4 protein-coding genes are annotated in these 2,915 nt (G+C 32.3%); 1 reads left to right on the top strand and 3 read right to left on the bottom strand.

Translation table 11 applies throughout. From position 1 onward, the window contains the following. A partial coding sequence (locus ACH2CG_RS16690; protein ID WP_395067273.1) for an FAD-dependent oxidoreductase occupies positions 1-612 on the top strand: 612 nt, incomplete at its 5' end. Between the two features lie 118 nt (positions 613-730). Here the strand turns inward: ACH2CG_RS16690 and ACH2CG_RS16685 are convergent. The 3 genes from ACH2CG_RS16685 to ACH2CG_RS16675 all read right to left on the bottom strand — a co-directional run. Then, complete coding sequence (locus ACH2CG_RS16685) at positions 731-1,981, bottom strand: ABC transporter permease (protein ID WP_395067271.1); 1,251 nt, start codon at positions 1,979-1,981, stop codon at positions 731-733. A 16-nt stretch (positions 1,982-1,997) separates the two neighbouring features. Continuing rightward, positions 1,998-2,696: a glycerophosphodiester phosphodiesterase gene (locus ACH2CG_RS16680; RefSeq protein WP_395067269.1), complete on the bottom strand. Its 699-nt coding sequence runs from the start codon at positions 2,694-2,696 to the stop codon at positions 1,998-2,000. A 12-nt stretch (positions 2,697-2,708) separates the two neighbouring features. After that, on the bottom strand, positions 2,709-2,915 hold a 207-nt coding region (locus ACH2CG_RS16675), incomplete at its 5' end, for a YdeI family protein (protein ID WP_395067267.1).

The following is a 2,915-nucleotide window of genomic DNA, read 5'->3' as shown; positions in this document are numbered from 1 at the left end:
AAAACCGAATCGGAATTGGTGAAATTTTTCGAAGAATTTTTTCCAGATACAAAAAAAGTAATTCCAGATTTGGTTGAAGATTTTTTTAAAAATCCGACCAGTACTCTGGTTACCATGAAATGTTATCCGTGGACTTTCGAAAATAAAATCGCACTCATTGGCGATGCTTGCCATGCTATTGTTCCGTTTTATGGTCAGGGCATGAATGCTGGTTTTGAAGATATTACAATCTTAGACGAAATGATTCAGAAATATGGCAACGATTGGCATAAAATTTTCTCAGAATACCAATTGTCTAGAAAACCAAATGCCGATGCAATTGCTGAATTGTCTTATCGAAATTTTATGGAAATGAGTGCCAAAACCGCCGATCCAAAATTCTTATTACAAAAGAAAATAGAGAAACATTTTTCTGATAAACATCCTGAAAAATGGGTGCCGCTTTACAGCAGAGTGACTTTTTCAACAAGACCTTATTCTGAAGCATTAGCCGTTGGCGACAAGCAAGAAACCATTATGCAAGAAATATTGAAAATCGATAATATTAACAATTTGTGGGATTCTGTAATGGTTGAAAATGGGATATTAGAATTATTGGAAGTTAATAATTGATTTTTCTGTTATCGCAAGTTTTTTAAGCCAATTACACCGATTCAAAAAGATTTTATTCATTTAAAATCATTTTAATCAGTGCCAAAATGAACAATTTTTAAAAGAGACCATTTTAAAATCACATCCCACTTCTAATTGCCTCAACAGGATCAAGCTTACTAGCTGATATTGCTGGTAAAATTCCAGCTATGAGCCCAATAACTGCCGCCAAACAAGTCCCTAAAATAACATTATGCCAGCTTAAAACAAACTCAAAATCAAGGGCGTTTGTCAGAATAATCGAAATAATCCAGACAAACAACATACCCATTGCGCCACCAATAATGCACAAAATAATGGCTTCGAATAAAAACTGAAACAAAATAAATTTGTTTTTAGCTCCTAGAGATTTCTGAATGCCTATTAAATTGGTGCGTTCTTTGACCGACACAAACATAATATTAGCAATTCCAAAACCACCAACTAACAGCGAAAATCCTGCAATTGCCCAACCGCCAATGTTCAATTGACTAATTATTCCATCAAGAAAATCTGTAAAACCCGAAAGGATATTAATAAAAAAGTTATCAATATCGCCAGTTTTTGTGCTTCTTAATTTGCGAATTTTCTGAGAAATATCTCCTTTAAAAGCTTCAATGTCTATTTCTTTTTTTGGTTTTATGAGCAAAACAGGTGTTAGAAATTCGGCATTGTCACCATATTTTTTTCTCAGAAAATTAGAAGGAATAAATATTGAAGTATCATTACTTTCGCCTAAAAGTCCCGCACCTTGTTTTTTAATAACGCCAATTACAGTGAATTTCTGCCCATAAAGCCTAACATTCTGCCCAATTGGGTCGTAATTTTCGAATAATCCCGTGGCTACATCGTTGCCAAGAATAACGAGTGGCAAACCAGAATTAGATTCTGATTCGTTAAAAAAACGTCCAGTTTTAAAATCTAATTTCTGAATATCATCAAACTCATCTGTAACGGGGACAACATTTAAGGAATTTACTGTTTTCGATTCGTATTTTATAGATTCTGGTTTTGTGAAAAACTGAAAACAGACATTTTCGGCATCTTTTAGATTGGCTTTTAGGTATTGGTATTCGTCATATTTCACATTCGGGAATTGTTCTCGTTTCCATTTTGGGATTTCTGTTGGACCGAAGGAAAAACGCATCACGTACATAGTGTTTTTATCCAAACTACTCAAGTCTTTTTTAATTTTTCTGTCCAAAGAATCAACAGCGGTTAGTACAGCAATTATCGAAAAAATACCAATAGTTACGCCTAGTAGCGACAATAATGTTCGCAACTTATTGTTTCGTAATGCATTGATTGCAAAACCAAAACTTTCGTTTAATAATCTGAAATAAACTTTCATTTTTTGGGTTTAAATTTTAAATAACTTTCAATATTCTATCAGGGAAATCAGTAATAATTACATCAATATTCAGACTTTTCATCAATTCAATATCAGCAATTTCGTTAACTGTCCAAGCATGAATTTCGATAGATTCATTTTGAATTTTTGCAACATTTTCTTTGTTCAATAATCTGAAATACGGATTGATAGATTTGGCATTTATTATTTTTGCGAACGAAATTGCTCCCTCAATATTATTATCAGTCAAAACCCCAATTAAAATATTTCGGTTCAATAATCTGACTTTTTCTAAGCATTTCCAATCAAAACTTGAAATGATAAAATTACTGTATTTAAAACTTTTTTCCGCTATAAATTTCTCGATTAAAATTATAACTTTTTCAACAGCAAGATTATTCTTTATTTCGATATTCACAAAAATATCAGTGGTAATTATTTCGAAGACTTCTTCAAGTGTAGGAATTTTATATTTGTGTGAAATCAACAAACTTTTTATTTCTGTTAAAGTCAATTCGTTTACAAATCCGATGCCGTTTGTAGTGCGGTCAACTGTTTCATCATGAATCACAATCAATTGATCATCAAAACTCAACTGAACGTCAAGCTCGAAACCATTGCAACCCAAATCGATGGCTTTTTGAAAAGCTGCTAGAGTGTTTTCGGGTAACAATCCGCTCGCACCCCGATGACCAACAATTTGCATTTTATTCATTAAAATAATGTTTTATAAACCTGGAATTTTTTGATTTTTATCAGCCAATTCAGCTGCTTGTTGTATTCTTTTTAATCTTGTTTCTGGGGTTTTGGCAAGTTTTATCCATCTTAAAACAAATCGTTGACTTGAGGCACCAAATGCTTTAAAATTAGTTTTTGCATTTTCAAAATTATTCAATATTTTTTCGAAATCATCAGGAATAATAAGTGCATCTAC

Source organism: Flavobacterium sp. (assembly GCF_043778725.1).
GTDB lineage: Bacteria > Bacteroidota > Bacteroidia > Flavobacteriales > Flavobacteriaceae > Flavobacterium.
The sequence above is the reverse complement of the archived record's forward strand: the minus strand, read 5'-3'. Positions and strand labels throughout refer to the sequence as shown.